The sequence below is a fragment of the Flavobacterium sp. ASW18X genome, assembly GCF_005144745.1.
In the GTDB taxonomy this organism is placed as follows: Bacteria; Bacteroidota; Bacteroidia; order Flavobacteriales; family Flavobacteriaceae; genus Croceivirga.
The window spans coordinates 442,954-458,620 of record NZ_SWKK01000004.1; the positions used below are offsets into that span (position 1 = coordinate 442,954).

The 15,667-nt window shown below is 35.8% G+C and carries 15 protein-coding genes; 8 read left to right on the forward strand and 7 right to left on the reverse strand.

Translation table 11 applies throughout. The annotated features are described in order from the left end of the window. Entirely contained in the window at positions 1-261 is a 261-nt protein-coding gene (locus tag FBT53_RS04770; RefSeq protein ID WP_136950020.1) for a DUF4834 family protein, read from the reverse strand. Between the two features lie 84 nt (positions 262-345). Between FBT53_RS04770 and FBT53_RS04775 the strand changes: the two genes are divergently transcribed. From FBT53_RS04775 to FBT53_RS04785, 3 genes are all read left to right on the forward strand, one after another. After that, entirely contained in the window at positions 346-1,311 is a 966-nt protein-coding gene (locus tag FBT53_RS04775) for a transporter (RefSeq protein ID WP_136950021.1), read from the forward strand. A gap of 62 nt (positions 1,312-1,373) precedes the next feature. After that, positions 1,374-2,495, forward strand: coding sequence for a GNAT family N-acetyltransferase (locus FBT53_RS04780; protein WP_136950022.1), 1,122 nt, complete (start codon positions 1,374-1,376; stop codon positions 2,493-2,495). A 3-nt stretch (positions 2,496-2,498) separates the two neighbouring features. Next, complete coding sequence (locus FBT53_RS04785) at positions 2,499-3,353, forward strand: fructosamine kinase family protein (protein ID WP_136950023.1); 855 nt, start codon at positions 2,499-2,501, stop codon at positions 3,351-3,353. A gap of 1 nt (position 3,354) precedes the next feature. Here FBT53_RS04785 and FBT53_RS04790 read toward each other — a convergent pair whose 3' ends face one another. The 3 genes from FBT53_RS04790 to FBT53_RS04800 form a co-directional block, all read right to left on the reverse strand. Then, positions 3,355-4,614: an aminotransferase class I/II-fold pyridoxal phosphate-dependent enzyme gene (locus FBT53_RS04790; protein WP_136950024.1), complete on the reverse strand. Its 1,260-nt coding sequence runs from the start codon at positions 4,612-4,614 to the stop codon at positions 3,355-3,357. A 120-nt stretch (positions 4,615-4,734) separates the two neighbouring features. Continuing rightward, positions 4,735-5,775, reverse strand: a complete 1,041-nt coding sequence (locus FBT53_RS04795) for a PLP-dependent cysteine synthase family protein (protein WP_136950025.1) — start codon at positions 5,773-5,775, stop codon at positions 4,735-4,737. 61 nt (positions 5,776-5,836) lie between these two features. Continuing rightward, positions 5,837-7,969, reverse strand: a complete 2,133-nt coding sequence (locus FBT53_RS04800; RefSeq protein WP_136950026.1) for a S9 family peptidase — start codon at positions 7,967-7,969, stop codon at positions 5,837-5,839. A 60-nt stretch (positions 7,970-8,029) separates the two neighbouring features. On the opposite strand from FBT53_RS04800, the gene FBT53_RS04805 reads away from it, so the two are divergent. After that, a complete protein-coding gene (locus FBT53_RS04805) occupies positions 8,030-8,356 on the forward strand; it encodes a YbaB/EbfC family nucleoid-associated protein (protein WP_136950027.1) in 327 nt (108 codons plus the stop codon). A 17-nt stretch (positions 8,357-8,373) separates the two neighbouring features. After that, complete coding sequence (locus FBT53_RS04810) at positions 8,374-8,826, forward strand: thioredoxin family protein (protein WP_136950028.1); 453 nt, start codon at positions 8,374-8,376, stop codon at positions 8,824-8,826. A 64-nt stretch (positions 8,827-8,890) separates the two neighbouring features. Here FBT53_RS04810 and FBT53_RS04815 read toward each other — a convergent pair whose 3' ends face one another. Beyond that, the gene (locus tag FBT53_RS04815; RefSeq protein WP_136950029.1) at positions 8,891-9,994 is read right to left on the reverse strand and encodes an OmpA family protein; all 1,104 of its coding nucleotides are present in this window, start codon (positions 9,992-9,994) and stop codon (positions 8,891-8,893) included. Positions 9,995-10,183: 189 nt separating this feature from the next. Between FBT53_RS04815 and FBT53_RS04820 the strand changes: the two genes are divergently transcribed. Beyond that, positions 10,184-10,486: a DUF1508 domain-containing protein gene (locus FBT53_RS04820; RefSeq protein ID WP_136950030.1), complete on the forward strand. Its 303-nt coding sequence runs from the start codon at positions 10,184-10,186 to the stop codon at positions 10,484-10,486. Here the strand turns inward: FBT53_RS04820 and FBT53_RS04825 are convergent. After that, the gene (locus FBT53_RS04825) at positions 10,483-11,505 is read right to left on the reverse strand and encodes a low specificity L-threonine aldolase (RefSeq protein ID WP_136950031.1); all 1,023 of its coding nucleotides are present in this window, start codon (positions 11,503-11,505) and stop codon (positions 10,483-10,485) included. The two genes, FBT53_RS04820 and FBT53_RS04825, sit on opposite strands and share 4 nt — an antisense overlap. Positions 11,506-11,513: 8 nt before the next feature. Continuing rightward, positions 11,514-13,919 carry a zinc-dependent metalloprotease gene (locus FBT53_RS04830; RefSeq protein WP_136950032.1) on the reverse strand — a complete coding sequence of 802 codons (2,406 nt, stop codon included), beginning with the start codon at positions 13,917-13,919 and terminating at the stop codon, positions 11,514-11,516. A gap of 86 nt (positions 13,920-14,005) precedes the next feature. Here FBT53_RS04830 and prfB point away from each other — a divergent pair. Together prfB and FBT53_RS04840 are read left to right on the forward strand one after the other, a co-directional pair. Further along, a protein-coding gene (prfB, locus tag FBT53_RS04835) for a peptide chain release factor 2 (RefSeq protein WP_136950033.1) occupies positions 14,006-15,107 on the forward strand; the annotation gives its coding sequence in 2 pieces (ribosomal slippage) (positions 14,006-14,068 and positions 14,070-15,107; 1,101 coding nt in all). A 97-nt stretch (positions 15,108-15,204) separates the two neighbouring features. Further along, on the forward strand, positions 15,205-15,666 hold the full coding sequence (locus FBT53_RS04840) for a hypothetical protein (RefSeq protein ID WP_136950034.1): 462 nt from the start codon (positions 15,205-15,207) through the stop codon (positions 15,664-15,666). Position 15,667 lies beyond the last annotated feature (1 nt).

Consider the following 15,667-nt stretch of genomic DNA (forward strand, 5'->3'; position numbering starts at 1 on the left):
TCACTCAATTTCTTCAAATTCTATATATTCTCCAACTTTTTTTGAAGGGTTACTCTTTGTATTGGATTTTTTATAGACGGTTGTTTTACCCTCTTCTTGGTGTTCTGCTGTCCGTTGTTGAAATCCTCCAAACTGTTGTCCAAACTTTTCTTCTGCCTTTTTAGAGGCATACCGTATAATGTTTGGCATAAATAATTTTAGAAGGAATTTTATCCCGTAGTATACGATAATAAGGATTAAAATCGTTTGTAATAAAACCATAGTATCTCGCTATTGCATCAAAATTACATTGTTAGTATCAGTTTATCGGTATTCGTTTCATAAAATAGTATTAAAACTCTGGCTATGGCCCAATTACCTTACAAATTCATTTTCATTTTAGTAAGCATTCCATTTTTTATAAATGCCCAATACACAGATGTTATTAATTCTAATAGGCCAGGTATTGCGGTAAGCGCCTACTCCGTGGGTACCGGAGTTGTGCAAGGAGAAGCTGGATTTTTATATGAAAGAAGAGACCACTCCCTACTAAATACCAATGGTAGCAGATTAGGAGGCGAAATAGCGCTTAGGTATGGGGTTTTATTTGAACAATTAGAACTTATATACGAAGGGACATATGTAAAAGAGGCTATAACTTATGAGAATTTTGATTTTGAAGAAACACGTTCAGATTTTACCAGAAATAGATTGGGAATTAAATATTTAATATTTGATCCTTACAAAAATCCAGAAGCTAATAAACCCAATATTTATAGTTGGAGAGCAAACAATAAATTTCAACTAAAAAATTTAATACCAGCAGTTTCCTTATTTGCAGGAGCCACATTTAATTTAGGAGACAATCCTTTTTATCCTGAAGATGGCACCATAAGCTATAGAGGTATGATTGCCACGCAGAGTAGGCTTAGTCCTAAGCAAGTGTTGATTACCAATATTGCTTACGACCGCATAACTACAGATTTTCCAGAATTAAGCTACGCTATATCATACTCTAGAGCTTTTAGAAACCCAAAGTGGAGTATTTTTGTAGAGCACCAAGGTATTAAGAGCGACAGGCATTCTGACCTATTACTCCGTACTGGCATTGCTCATTTGTTTAGCCCAAATTTTCAGGTAGATTTTAGTCTTGGTGGGAGCCTAAAAGACACGCCAATGCGCCTTTTTGGTAGAACAGGGCTATCTTACCGTTTAGATTTTCATAAAGATAAATTAGTGCCTATCAACAAGCAGAAGCCAAAAAATAAAATTAAAAAAGGTAGTATGAAATCTAAGAAAAAGAAAAACAAGAAAGATAAGTTAGATTTCTAAGACTTATTTGCTTAGTACTCCTTTTAATATTTGTTAATATTGCGTAGTTATTTATACGCAGAATGATTAGCATAAAAGAGGTTACCAATAAAGCAGGCTTAAAGGCTTTTGTGAAATTTCCATTTTCACTCTACAAAAACAATCCCTACTGGGTTCCACCAATTATTAAGGACGAACTAGAAACTTTTGACCAAACTAAAAACCCTGTTTTTGCTAATGCAGAAGCACGCTTTTTCTTAGCTTATAAAGAAAATAAAATTGTGGGTAGAGTTGCCGCAATTATTAACTGGTTAGAGGTCAAAGAGCAAGGACTTAAAAAAATGCGTTTTGGATGGTTTGATTTTGTTGATGATTTAGAAGTTTCCAAAGCATTATTACAAAAAGTAGCGAGCATAGGAGCAGAAAACGCCTTAGATTACATGGAAGGACCTGTTGGTTTTACCAATTTAGATAAAGTTGGTGTTTTAATAGAAGGTTTTGACCATATTGGCACAATGATTACTTGGTATAACCACCCGTATTACCAAAACCATTACGAAGCTCATGGTTTTACAAAGGAAAAAGAATATCTAGAAAACAAGTTTAAGGCAGCCGCCGCAGACCCTAAATTGTTTGAAAAAGCCAACACTTTAATCAAAAGAAGATTTCAACTGCGCGAATTAAACTTTACTAAGAGTGAAGATATAATGCCATGGGTAGATAAAATGTTCGATTTGTTTAACGAGAGTTATGCTAAGTTGTCTTCTTTTGTGAAAATTACAGATGTACAGAAAGAATATTTTAAAAAGAAATACATTTCATTCATCAATCCAGAATATATAAAGTTTGTTGTTGATAAAGATGATGAACTGGTTGCATTTGCCATTGTAATGCCATCTTTTTCTAAAGCCTTACAAAAAGCTAACGGAAAACTTTTCCCTTTTGGATTCTACCATCTATTACAAGCAAGAAAAAATAGCAAAGACGTCATTTTTTACCTTATTGGCATTAGACCAGAATATCAAAACAAAGGTATTACTGCTATAATATTTAATGAGTATTACCACACTTTTAAAGAAAAAGGAGTAGAAAACTGTATTAGAACTCCAGAATTAGAAGAAAACACTGCCATTAGGCAAATGTGGAAGCACTTTAATCCTATTACCCATAAAAGAAGAAGAACCTACCGTAAAGCATTGAATTAGGGTATGATGAAATGGATTTATGAGCTTTTTGAGAGCGATATTAAATCTATTACTTCGCTAAGCGGCGGTAATGTTTCTCAAGTTTTTAAAGTAGTAACTACAAGCGATGTTTTTGTAGTAAAATGCAATTATGAGAAAAATGCTGAAGTATATTTTAAAGCCGAAGTAAACGGATTGCATCAAATAAAAGCAACAAATACTATTGAAACACCTGCAATTCATTCCTACGGTAAAATAGAAAATAACGCCTATCTAATATTAGAATGGATACCCACTAAAAACGCGGACCAAGAGGCTATGCATACCTTGGGTATACAACTTTCACAGTTACATTCAACAACAGAAACCACCTACTTTGGGGCAAAAGAACATAACTTTATTGGTAACTTACCTCAAAACAACACCATAAACCCAAGTTGGAGTACTTTCTACGCTCTACAACGCTTATATCCACAATTAGGGATAGCCAGAAAATTGGGATATCTATTAAAAGAAGAGATTCCCAACTTGGATAATATACAAAAAGTAATGACCACGATAGCTGATAACACCAAACCTTCTTTATTGCATGGAGATTTGTGGCATGGTAATATTCTAATTCATGAGAATGGCACACCTTATCTTATAGATCCATCTGTTTATTATGGCCATAACGAAATGGATTTAGCAATGACCAAACTATTTGGTGGCTTTTCCAATAACTTTTATCAAGGCTACCATGAAAATATCCCACCGCATAAAAATCAAAATGCACTAACAGAAGTATACCAATTATACTACCTATTAGTGCATTTAAATATGTTTGGCAACAGCTATCGTAGCAAAGCTGTTGAACTCCTAAAGCGTTATTTTCTATGAATTATTCGCCCATTGCAGCGGCTACAGCTGCTGATAAACGTTTGTAAGTACCATTTTCTAATCTATCTCTTATTGCAGAAAACGCATCTAAGGTTTCTTTAATATCTTCCATTGTATGGGTAGCCGTTGGAATTAAACGTAATAAAATTAATCCTTTAGGAATTACCGGATAAACTACAATGGAACAGAAGATACCATAATTTTCACGTAAATCCTTTACTAAGGCCATTGCCTCTGGAATACTACCATTAAGGTATACTGGTGTTACACAACTTTGAGTTGTGCCAATATCAAAACCTCTTTCCTTCAGACCACTTTGCAACGCATTTACGTTTTCCCAAAGCTTAGCTTTAAGTTCTGGCATTGTACGCAACATGTCCAAACGTTTTAAAGCCCCTTTTACAAACACCATAGGTAAGGACTTAGCGAACATTTGAGAACGCATGTTGTACTTTAAGTATTCTATTATTCCTTTATCTGCTGCTACAAATGCACCAATACCAGCCATAGACTTAGCAAAAGTTGCTAAGTATACATCTATATCGTCTTGTACGCCTTGCTCCTCACCCGCTCCAGCACCTGTTTTGCCTAAAGTACCAAAACCGTGAGCATCATCAACTAATAAACGAAACTTAAATTTCTTTTTTAACGCAGCAATTTCTTTTAATTTACCTTGCTCACCACGCATCCCGAAAACGCCTTCAGAAATAACCAAAATACCACCACCGGTTTCATTAGCCATCTTAGTAGCACGCTCCAAGTTTTTCTCTAAACTTTCTACATCGTTATGCATAAAGGTAAAACGCTTACCTACGTGTAAACGAACCCCATCTATAATACAAGCGTGGCAATCTACATCATAAACTATAATATCATCTTTAGAAACCAACGCATCTATAACAGACATGAACCCTTGGTATCCAAAGTTTAATAAATAAGATGCTTCCTTATTTACAAAGGCGGCCAGTTCTTGTTCTAATTGCTCATGATAGTTAGTGTGACCACTCATCATTCTAGCCCCCATAGGGTAGGCAGTTCCATGCTCTAAAGCCGCATCAGAATCTACTTTCTTTATTTCAGGTAGATTGGCTAACCCTAAGTAATCATTAATACTCCAAGTAATTACATCCTTACCTCTAAACTTCATTCTATTAGAGATTGGACCTTCTAATTTTGGGAATACAAAATATCCTTCTGCTTGAGATGCCCATTTACCTAATGGACCTTTGTTTTCAATGATTCTATCAAAAATATCCCTCATCTACCTAAAATTGATTTTACTTGCAAAAATATGATTTTTATCTCACTGAGCAATTTGTTTTTACCAACAAAAAAGACAATGCAAAACACATTGTCTTTTAAGTTATTAGCGTAAAATTTGTTATTTAATATATTCTATTGCCTTTGGTTTTGGCATTTTATCACCTTCAAAAAATCCTTGATTTTCCATCCATTCATCACTATAAATTTTACTCATATAACGAGACCCATGATCTGGAAAAATAACAACAACCTTGCTATGAGCGTCAAATTCGCCTTCTAAGTGATACTGCATTAAAGCTTGCATCGCTGCACCACTAGTATACCCCACAAACATACCTTCTTCTGATGCAATTTTACGAGCCATATGTGCACTTTCTGCATCTGTAACTTTAATGTAGCGGTCTATAGCATTAAAATCTGTGGCAGAGGGAATCAAATTTTTACCTAAACCTTCTATACGGTACGGGTATACTTCATTATGGTCAAACTGCCCAGTTTCGTGATACTTTTTTAAAACAGAACCATAGGCGTCTACTGCCAATACTTTAATATTTGGGTTTTGTTCTTTTAAAAAGCGTGCCGTACCAGATATAGTACCACCAGTACCACTACATGCAACTAAATGCGTAATTTGACCTGCTGTTTGTTCCCAAATTTCTGGACCTGTAGATGCGTAGTGCGCTTCTATATTTAATGCATTAAAATATTGGTTAATATAGATAGAACCAGGGGTCTCCTTGTGTAATCGTTTAGCAACTTCATAATAAGACCTTGGATCATCTGCACTAACATGAGCTGGACAAACATAAACCTTTGCTCCCATAGCACGTAGCATATCTATCTTATCTGGAGAAGATTTTGAACTTACTGCCAAAATACACTCATAACCTTTTACCATACTTGCCATGGCTAGGCTAAAACCTGTATTACCAGAAGTAGTTTCTATTATGGTGCTCCCCCTTTTAAGAATTCCATTTTTTTCGGCTTGAGCAATAATATGAGCGGCAATCCTGTCCTTTGCAGAATGTCCTGGGTTAAATGCCTCTACCTTGGCAAAGAACTCACCAGCCATATCTGCTGTAAGCTTTTGTAACCTTATAAGTGGTGTATTACCTACTAAGTCTAAAATACTATCGTAGGCTTTAATTTGGTTTCTCATAGGGAAAACATTTAAAGGAAAGTCTTAAACTTACCAAGTGCAAAAATAGTATTTTTAATTTTTATCGGATTTTTCCCTCTAAATCTAATAAAAAAGCGTACTCCTTAGCGGTCTCTTTTAAGGCTTCAAAACGCCCAGAAGCACCACCATGACCAGCCTCCATATTAGTGTCTAAATAGAGTACGTTAGTATCCGTTTTTAAATCTCTTAGTTTAGCAACCCATTTTGCCGGCTCCCAATACTGCACCTGAGAATCATGCAAACCCGTACTTACGTACATATTAGGATAGGCTTTTGCGGTTACATTATCGTACGGAGAATAAGATTTCATGTAGGTGTAATAATCTTTGTCATTTGGATTACCCCACTCATCATATTCGCCCGTTGTTAAGGGTATAGAATCATCTAACATAGTAGTGATTACATCTACAAAGGGTACTTGTGCTACTACGCCGTGGTAAAGTTCTGGTGCCATGTTAACAATGGCTCCCATTAATAGTCCACCTGCTGACCCTCCCATAGCATACAAATGTTCTGTAGTTGTATAATTTTCTTCAATCAAAAACTTAGAACAATCAATAAAATCCGTAAATGTATTTTTCTTGGTGAACAATTTACCGTCTTCATACCAAGGTCTCCCCAAATACTCCCCACCTCTTATATGCGCTATTGCATAAATGAAACCACGGTCTAACAGACTTAATCTTGAAGTAGAAAAATAGGGATCTATGGTGGATCCATAAGAACCATAGGCATATTGTAAAAGAGGTGCAGTCCCATCTAAAGGGGTATCTTTATGATAAACCATAGAAATAGGCACCTTTTTACCATCTTGGGCTGTTGCCCAAACCCGTTTAGATTTGTAATTTTCTTTATGGAATTGCCCGCCAAGAACCTCCTGTTCTTTAAGAATGGTTTTTTCCTTAGAGTACATATCAAACTCTATGATTGCATAGGGCGATGTCATTGAACTGTAAACATATCTAAATTTAAGAGTATCAAAATCTAAATTGGTGGTAGGCCCAGCAACATACGTTTCAGAATCAAAAGGTAAATAATAGCTATCCGTACCATCCCATCTCACAATTTTCATTTTACTTAACCCCTGTTCTCTTTCTGTTAGCACATAGTAATCTTTAAAAATATCTATGTCTTCTAGCAATACATCACTCCTGTGTGGAATAAACTCTTCCCAATCCGTAAAATGTGTTGCTCCTTCCTTAGCTTTCATTAACTTAAAGTTAGTTGCGCCATCCTTATTGGTAAGAATGTAGAAGTCATTTTTAAAATGGTAAATCGAGTACTCTAACCCTCTTTCTCTAGGAGAAAACACCTTAAAGTCAGCTTCTGGCTCAGTAACTTTAATAAATCTATATTCAGTAGTCATAGTACTAGCAGAACCAATTACAATGTAATCTCTAGACTTGGTTTTATAAACAAAAGTATTGTAGGTGTCATCATCCTCAGTATAAACCAAAACATCCGCGGTTACAGGTGTTCCTAATTTATGACGATATATCTTATCTGAACGTAGAGTTACTGGGTCTTTCTTTGTGTAGAAAACCGTTTTATCATCTGCTGCCCAAACTGCACTGCCAGTAGTGTTTTCTATTTTTTCTTCAAGTATCTCTCCGCTTTCTAAATCTTTGAATTGTAAGGTGTACTGTCTTCTAGATACCGTATCTACACCAAATGCAGCCTTTTTGTTATCTGGACTAACAGAAACACCTCTTAAATTAAAATAATCGTGCCCTTTAGCTAGTATATTACAATTAAATAGCACTTCTTCTTCGGCATCTAAAGTTCCCTTTTTTCTAGAATAAATAGGATATTCGCTCCCTACCTCGTATCGGGTTATATAATAATACCCATTTAGCTTATAGGGAACAGAAGCATCGTCTTCTTTAATACGCCCTTTCATTTCCTCAAAAAGTGTTTCTTGGAAATCCATGGTATGGGCAGTCATTTGGTAATAATAAGCATTCTCTGCTTCTAAATACGCTATTACCTCCGGGTTCTCACGGTCATTAAGCCAATAATAATTATCTACTCTAACATCTTCATGCATTACGAGTTCTTTGGCTATTTTCTTTGCTATAGGTGGTTTTGGCACGATTGTTTCTTTACTTTTAGTTTTACAAGAGCTTGCAAAAATAATATAGATTATACAGACAAGAATAATTTGTTTTGACATAGTTTTAAAGTATTGTGGCAGGGTAATTTACTAATTTTGACATTATAAAAATTTATAATCATGTTCGGAGATATTATGGGAATGATGGGTAAACTCAAAGAAACCCAACAAAAAGTAGAAGGGACAAAAAAAAGATTAGACACGGTTCTTTTAGATGAAGCGTCTACTGATGGATTGTTGAAAATTACAATTACAGCCAATAGAGAGCTCAAAAGCATTCAAGTAGCAGATGAATTATTAGCAGATAAAGAGCAACTAGAAGATTATTTGGTCTTAACACTTAATAAGGCAATTGCACGTGCTACAAAGGTTAATGAAACAGAATTGGCTGCAGTAGCAAAAGATGGCATGCCCAATATTCCTGGAATGGATTCGTTATTTAAGTAGAAACAAAATTGATTAAAATGAAGTTTGTAGCACTATTTTCCTTAGTTGTACTCTTATTTACCAATGGTGTAGCCGTAGAATCAAAAGATAGCTTAGATTGGAAAACCGATTATGAAAAAGCTCTAAAGGCTGCTAAAAAATCGAATAAAAATGTTTTGGTTTACTTTACTGGGAGTGACTGGTGTACACCCTGCATCCAACTAAAAAAGGATTTATTTGAAACTCGTGATTTTGCAGAGGTATCTAAGGATTATGTTTTGTTGTATGTGGACTATCCTAGAAACCGAGATTTATTAACCGCAGACGAATTTGAAAAAAATAAAAAGCTAATTAGCAAGTATAATAAGAAGGGTGTGTTTCCATTATTGGTAGCTCTATCACCTAAAGAGAAAGTTTTAGATGAATATTCTGGTTATAGTATGAATGGAGAAGTACAATACCATTTAGAATTTCTAAAGCGTAATAAATAAGATTTTACACAAAAGAAAAGCCCTCGGTTTCCCGAGGGCTTTTTTATTTTAAAACAACATTAAATTAGTTGTTAATTAATCTGAACTCTGTTCTTCTGTTAGCAGCGTGCTCTCTTTCTGTACAAGAAACGCCATCTGCACATCTGTTCTTTAATCTCTTTTCTCCGTAACCATTAGCTACTAATAAACTAGAGTTAACACCTTTAGAAATTAAGTAATCTGCAACAGCTTTTGCTCTTCTATCAGACAAATCTTGGTTAGAAGTTGCAGAACCTCTAGCATCTGTGTGAGAAGCAATTTCTAATTTAACTCCTGGGTTTTGAGACAAAACTGGCATTAATCTAGAATCTATAATTCTTTTAGCTTCTGCAGTTAAAGTAGCACTACCTAAGTTCCAGTTAATTGGTAAAGCTTGGTATTCTACCAAAGAACATTCAACCTCTTTCCAAGAAGTTAAACCACCTTTAGATTGTAATACTTCTTTAGTTACTGTTTTAGTTACCGCTGGAATAACCTCTTCTACCGTATAAGCATCCTTATCTAAAACCGTTTTAGTAATTGTAGTGTACTCTGCTGGAATCACTTCTTCTACAACTTTGGCTGGCTCTAACATAACTCTTTTTGTATAGCTAGCATTCTTAGCAGAACCACTAATTCTTTCAAAGCTTGCATCGTTAGATAATACCTGAGTACTTACCGTAGTAAACTCTGCAGGATATCCTTTATAACACCAATAACGGCAATCATCAGGGTTACCAGAAGCACAATCAGGAGCAGGAGAACCAAGTTCCCATTGTGCGTAAGCCGGCTTAATCTCTACAGTTTCTGAACTAGGCGCAAAGCTAGCAGGAATAACTTTTAAAGAACTCCCAGCTTCCTTAGAAACATAAGAAACTGTTTCTGTACCCCATTTTGCTGGTACAACTACTAATTTCTTCCCTTCTTCTTTTACTAAAACACGTTCGGTAACTGTTTTGTAGGTTGCTGGTACTGTTTTTAGCACTTTATAAGCAGGCTTAACGGTTACTGTTACAGTCTCATTGGTATACACATCTGGTGTGGTACATCTTACGTAACATTTACCTGGCTCTGGATTTGCTGGTAAATCCTGTGCTTGAGCAAAAGCAACAACTGCAAAAAATGCAGCGAAAGACAAAACTTTTTTCATAATTTGTTAGTGTTTGTTAAATTAATTTTAAACTATTGAAATTTCGATTTGTAAGTAAGAAACCATTATCTTAAAAAAGTCACAATTTTTGATAAATTTTTAACAAATGTAAGAAAAGTGTTACGAATAATTAAAATTTAGAAGCGATATAATCACTTGTTTTTCAAGAAGTTTAAATTATAAGATACGATGATAGAAATCATAACTAAAAATGAAAGAAATTATCAATTTTTCGTTAAATCCCACTCAGGAGAAGTCCTTTTTACTAGTAAAATCTTTGATGATAAAAATGAAATACAACAAAATTTGAAAGAATTTAAATACAACACAAACGAACGTCAAATAGAACGTAAAATTATGCCAAACGGTAAATTTCAATTTCAATTTCAATCTACTCAAGGCAAAATTTTAGGAACGAGTAATCCATACCTGTCTGAAGCAGGCATGGAAAATGGAATTAAAAACTTTAAAGAAGCTTTACAAAAGGCCTAGATTGTTTTTAAAATGGCTAAAGTAATAGTATGCATTTCTACCGTATAATCCATATGCGTAACCATACGTAATTTACCTTGCCCCATACCTATAATACTTATATTATTTTCTTTAAGCTTAGCCAAAAAATCTGCTTCTGACATGGTGTGGGTATCAATTTCAAAAATTACAATATTAGTCTCTACTGGCTCCACTTTTTTTACCACTTTTAAAGCGTTTAACGCTTCACCCAATTCTTTAGCTCGTTTATGGTCATCTGCAAGGCGTTCTATATGATTATCTATAGCGTAAATACCTGCAGCAGCTAAAAATCCTGCTTGACGCATACCACCACCAAATATTTTACGAATACGCAATGCCTTCAGCATGGCCTCTTCTGTACCTACTAAAACAGAACCCACGGGGCAACCCAACCCTTTACTTAAGCAAACACTAATGGTATCAAATAAAGCACCGTATTGTTCTGGAGTTTCCTTTTTTGCAACCAAGGCATTCCACAAACGAGCTCCATCTAAATGATATCCCAAATTATGCTTCTGAGTAACTGCTTTAATTCTTGTTAATTCTTCAAAGTCCCAACAAGCTCCACCTCCCTTATTAGTAGTATTCTCTATGGCAACCAAACGTGTTAATGGACTGTGGTAAAAATCTGGTGGATTGATTGCGGCTTCCACTTGTTCTGCAGTCATCATACCGCGATGGCCGTCTACCAATTTACAAGAGGCGCCGCTATTAAAGCTCACACCGCCACCCTCATAATTAAAAATATGCGCATATTTATCACAAATAACTTGGTCTCCCGGTTGGGTGTGTATTTTAATTGCGGTTTGGTTAGCCATGGTTCCACTTGGAAAATACAAGGCTGCTTCCATTCCAAAAAGCTGTGCAACCTTAGCTTCTAAAGCGTTGATGGTAGGGTCATTTTTAAAAACATCATCTCCTACATCTGCATGGGTCATTGCATACATCATCTCAGCGGTAGGCTTAGTTACTGTATCACTGATTAAATTTATTTCCATAACTCGTATTAATTCATACAATCCATCCCTATAGGTGAACCATCAGGAATTTTAGGGGCATTAAATTCGTTTTTATAGGTATCTGGGTTAGCCATAAATTGGTCTATCTCATTAACTATTAGCTCATCCATTTTATTACTAGTTTTTCCAGATAATGTTTTCTTAAGCTCCCTAAGATTAGAAATGACTACTGCCTTAACTTGTGGATAGGTTTGCTCAGAAGCTCCCAATTTCATAATTGCCTTTAAAGTTGCATTATTGATTACAAACTGTACCTCTTGTAAATACCCATTCTTAACTTTTCTGGTAATCGTTTTAGCTACAAGCATGTTCAACACCTCTTCCAATCCAATTTGGTTCTCATCAATAGCTTTTTGCTGTACCAAACGATTGGCACGTTCTGGATGCAATAATAGCGAAAGACTCATGTCTGCTGCAGTTTCGGCAGCTCCGTAAGCATCAAAACCAACGCCATTTTTACTTTTAAAAGATTCCCTAGAACGGTTGTAACCTATACTTCGTGGACCAAATAAACCTAATTTTTCTGCTGGTATAGCTAATTCTTCTGCGCTCAAAGTTGTCAGTACAGCTGTAAGTGCTTTTTCTTGTTGTGTTTTGGCTACTGATTTAACCGATGCCTGATTATCGCCTTTCACTCTGTAACTGTAATCTACTCCTCCTACTTGTTTCACAGCAGCTTCGGTTTGGTATCTATGTAGAAAATAGAGCGGTACAAAAACATCTTCCAATATTGAGTATGGCTCTCCAGTTTTAATATTATCCTCCGAAAAATTTGAGATGGCTTGTTTTCTAACAGTCAGTAGTCTGCTTAACTCTTCTGGAATATCAGTACCATTATCCCACAAATGCGCATCTCCACTAGCACTACCTGTTGGTCTCGCATCTTGATCCGATAAATAGCGTAAGCCTTTATCTGTCGCATCTTCAAGAATTTTGTTTAGTGCAGCACCTTCGTCTGTTCCTTTAGGAAAATCACTATAAGAATAGGCTACGGTAACCTTGTCCCATTCCCCTATTCCTGTGGCATACGCATTACTAAAATCCATTTGACCATTTTTAAATTCTAAATACGGATGTGGATAATCCATGACCGATGCTCGGTTATTGGTACTCGCAGCAAAATTGTGTGCAAAACCCAACGTATGTCCAATTTCATGTGCGGATAACTGTCTTATACGCGCAATGGCCATTTGCAACATTGGCTCACTATTGGTGTCACTTTCTTTAAAGGGTTGATTCATTAGCGCTTGTGCGATTAAAAAGTCTTGGCGAATACGTAAACTACCCAAACTTACATGCCCTTTTATAATTTCTCCTGTACGTGGATCACGTACACTAGCGCCATAACTCCATCCTCTTGTAGAGCGGTGCACCCATTGTATCACATTATACCGAACATCCATAGGGTCAGCATCATCTGGCAACATTTTGACCTGAAATGCATTTTTGTATCCTATAGCTTCGAAAGCTTGGTTCCACCAACGCCCGCCTTCTAAAAGTGCAGAACGAACAGGTTCTGGCGTACCATTATCTAAGTAATAAATTATAGGCTCCACAGCTTCACTCATTGCTGCTTCTGGATTTTTCTTTTCTAACCTATGTCTAGGAATGTATCGTTTTACTAAAGATTCTTCCACAGGTGTAGCATAATCATAGAAAGTAAAAGGATAAGAACCACTTCTTGGGTCAAATTTTCTCAGCTCAAACCCAGGTTCTGGTAATTTTATAAAGGAATGGTGTTGTGCAACAGTTACCAAATCAGGATTCGGCGCAACAGAACGTATTAAGTTCCCTTTTGCCTTGCCTGCAAAGGTTAGTAGCACATCAAACTCAATATTTTCAGGAAAAGCCTTGGTTCTTTCTAATGCAAAAGCACTTTTGCTTTTATCTAGCTTATACGTGCCCTGTCCTCTATTTTGTAAACGGTCTGCAACTCCATGCGCATCTTGCATCAAAAAGTCGGTCACGTCTATTAAATAAGTTCCTTTAAGCTCTTCTATGATGGGAAACCCAAATAAAACCGATTTAGCAAAAGCTTGTTCTACAGACCTTTTTTCTAGAAGGTTTGAAGTATTGGCTCTGTACGTTAGATTTGGCTGTACTAATAATAACTTATTACCTGCTTTTTTAAAATGTACTACTTGTTCATTCCCTAATTGGCCCCTATCTAATCCTATATCATTATGCCCTACACCACTACTTAGAGAGTAAACATATAAGAAGTCTTGATTCAGTTTTTCTACTGCAATGAAAACTTTGTCTTTTTCATCATCATAATAAAAATCAAAATAGCCGTTGAATTTTTGGTAATCTGCGGTTGTTTTAAAGCTTTGTGCGGCACTTACCTTACATAAGAGTACCGCTACTAAAAGTAAATGGAATGTTTTTTGCATGGAGTTAGTTATTTGGATTTCTAAAATTAGGCAAATTGTTGTACAGCCACAATGAAACGCTATTTTTGCGCTAAATAAATATAAGTATGATAACTACAGATCAGCAAAAAGATCTTATTGAGCGCCTTGGTGCGTTAAGGAGGTATCTTTGACATTGATGCCAAACTTATTGAAATAGAGAATGAGGAAGAAAAAACCTTAGAACCTACATTTTGGGATAACCCACAAGAAGCTCAAAAACAAATGCAAGCTTTAAAATCCAAAAAAAAGTGGGTGGAAGAATACCGTGAGGGAGAAACCTTAGTAGGCGATTTAGAAGTATTGCTAGAATTTTTTCAAGCGGGTGAAGTTGATGCTAAAGAAGTAGAATCCAAGTTTGAGCAAAGCAAAGCTTTAATAGAAAAATTAGAGTTTAAAAATATGCTTTCTGATGAAGGTGATGAGCTTACAGCAGTACTGCAAATAACTGCTGGCGCCGGGGGTACAGAAAGTTGTGATTGGGCCAGCATGCTCATGCGTATGTATATGATGTGGGTAGAGAAAAATGGCTATAAAGTAAAAGAACTCAATTATCAAGAAGGTGATGTCGCGGGTATTAAAACGGTAACCCTAGAAATAGAAGGCGAGTTTGCTTTTGGATGGTTAAAAGGAGAAAATGGTGTACATAGACTCGTACGTATATCTCCGTTTGATAGTAATGCAAAAAGGCATACATCTTTTGCTAGCGTATATGTATATCCTTTAGTAGATGATACTATAGAAATAGAAGTTAACCCATCAGAAATTGAAATTACTACAGCACGTTCTAGTGGTGCTGGGGGGCAAAATGTTAACAAAGTAGAAACTAAAGTACAATTAGTACACAAACCTACTGGCATACAAATATCTTGTTCTAATTCTAGATCGCAGCATGATAATAGAGCTACCGCTTTAAAAATGCTTAAATCACAGTTGTATGAGATTGAATTAAGAAAGAAGCAAGAAGCAAGAGAAGAAATTGAATCTTCTAAAATGAAGATTGAATGGGGCTCCCAAATTCGGAATTATGTAATGCATCCTTATAAGTTGGTAAAAGATGTAAGAACTAGTGAAGAGACTGGTAATGTGGATGCTGTGATGAATGGTGATATAGATGCCTTTTTAAAATCGTACCTTATGATGATGGGGCAAAAAGAAAATGATGCCTAGTTAACAAAACCTTAAAGAACTCCTAGGGCTTTACCAATTAACAAAGCTTTAGTAAATGTAACATAACACGAACGTTAAATTTGAAAATTCCGTACAAATGAAAACGCTTATAAGAAAGACTTTACTACTTTTTTTAATGGCCGTTGGCTTCCAAAGCTACGCTCAATATGGCTATGGTAATAGATATGGTTCTGGTTATGGAGGTAGAAGCAGTATTCCGCAAGCACAAACCCCAGAAAAAGAACCAGAGAAGTTGACCGCGGAACAAGTGGTAGACCAACAAATGCCCCAGATTAAAGAGACTATGGGTTTAGACCCGTTTGAAGAGGCAGTGGTAAGAACATCTTTTGTAAAAGCAGTTCAAAAACGTATGGAACTCCAAATTTTGAAACTAGAACCTCAAAAAATGAGGGAAGAATTTGAAAAAATTCAAAAGGAGCAAGATGAGGAATTAAAAGCGGCTTTACCCCAAGAAAAATACGAGGTGTATTTAAGTATGAGGGAAAATCCGTCCAAAACTAAACGAAAACAACGCAAAAAAAAGAAAACCAAAACCTAGT

Excerpts from the sequence above, each read along its gene's own strand:
- FBT53_RS04770 (WP_136950020.1), bottom strand. The coding sequence starts at position 261 with ATGGTTTTATTACAAACGATTTTAATCCTTATTATCGTATACTACGGG.
- FBT53_RS04775 (WP_136950021.1), top strand. The coding sequence starts at position 346 with ATGGCCCAATTACCTTACAAATTCATTTTCATTTTAGTAAGCATTCCA.
- FBT53_RS04780 (WP_136950022.1), top strand. The coding sequence starts at position 1,374 with ATGATTAGCATAAAAGAGGTTACCAATAAAGCAGGCTTAAAGGCTTTT.
- FBT53_RS04785 (WP_136950023.1), top strand. The coding sequence starts at position 2,499 with ATGATGAAATGGATTTATGAGCTTTTTGAGAGCGATATTAAATCTATT.
- FBT53_RS04790 (WP_136950024.1), bottom strand. The coding sequence starts at position 4,614 with ATGAGGGATATTTTTGATAGAATCATTGAAAACAAAGGTCCATTAGGT.
- FBT53_RS04795 (WP_136950025.1), bottom strand. The coding sequence starts at position 5,775 with ATGAGAAACCAAATTAAAGCCTACGATAGTATTTTAGACTTAGTAGGT.
- FBT53_RS04800 (WP_136950026.1), bottom strand. The coding sequence starts at position 7,969 with ATGTCAAAACAAATTATTCTTGTCTGTATAATCTATATTATTTTTGCA.
- FBT53_RS04805 (WP_136950027.1), top strand. The coding sequence starts at position 8,030 with ATGTTCGGAGATATTATGGGAATGATGGGTAAACTCAAAGAAACCCAA.
- FBT53_RS04810 (WP_136950028.1), top strand. The coding sequence starts at position 8,374 with ATGAAGTTTGTAGCACTATTTTCCTTAGTTGTACTCTTATTTACCAAT.
- FBT53_RS04815 (WP_136950029.1), bottom strand. The coding sequence starts at position 9,994 with ATGAAAAAAGTTTTGTCTTTCGCTGCATTTTTTGCAGTTGTTGCTTTT.
- FBT53_RS04820 (WP_136950030.1), top strand. The coding sequence starts at position 10,184 with ATGATAGAAATCATAACTAAAAATGAAAGAAATTATCAATTTTTCGTT.
- FBT53_RS04825 (WP_136950031.1), bottom strand. The coding sequence starts at position 11,505 with ATGGAAATAAATTTAATCAGTGATACAGTAACTAAGCCTACCGCTGAG.
- FBT53_RS04830 (WP_136950032.1), bottom strand. The coding sequence starts at position 13,919 with ATGCAAAAAACATTCCATTTACTTTTAGTAGCGGTACTCTTATGTAAG.
- FBT53_RS04840 (WP_136950034.1), top strand. The coding sequence starts at position 15,205 with ATGAAAACGCTTATAAGAAAGACTTTACTACTTTTTTTAATGGCCGTT.